Annotated in this window: 1 pseudogene; it reads left to right on the top strand. The window is 41.7% G+C overall.

The features are described 5' to 3' along the window. Window positions 1-104: 104 nt before the first annotated feature. Window positions 105-521: pseudogene (locus R7044_RS27940) on the top strand (DUF1566 domain-containing protein); the annotation flags it as partial.

Here is a 521-nt window from a genome sequence, read left to right on the forward strand (position 1 = left end):
CGGGTTTGGTTTGGGAAAACAAAAGTGCTGACGAAAATTCACTTCAGTTTAAAGATCGTCTGTTTGTTTACGAATAAGAAGACTTTAAGCCGTTTTCTAAAGACTTGGAACAGGTTGGCTGTGTCAACGCAAGAGATGATATTTGCTCAACTAAGCAATACATTGAGCACATCAACCAGAAGTCACTGTGTGGCATCACAAACTGGCGCTTACCGGATTATCAGGAGTTTTATGATGTTCTCGACTTCGGTGAAACAGAGAAAGATGCAAGTGGCGTCGTTTATGGAATGAATTTTAAGTTCTTCCCACAGCAAACGTTAGGTAGTCCTTATTTGGAATACGGTTCGGTTTGGTTCCAGGCGTTTACCTTTACTGAAAATGACAAGGTAAAAACGCCCGAGTACTTAAGAATGCCGTTGGTAACGGTTCGAGGTGCCGACCGTGGACAATCTAGCTCGATTGAGATTTATTCCGATAAAAAAGATCCAACAGCTGATGACTCATACCAATTTCCAATTCGT

This window comes from Vibrio sp. 1402 (assembly GCF_033340275.1).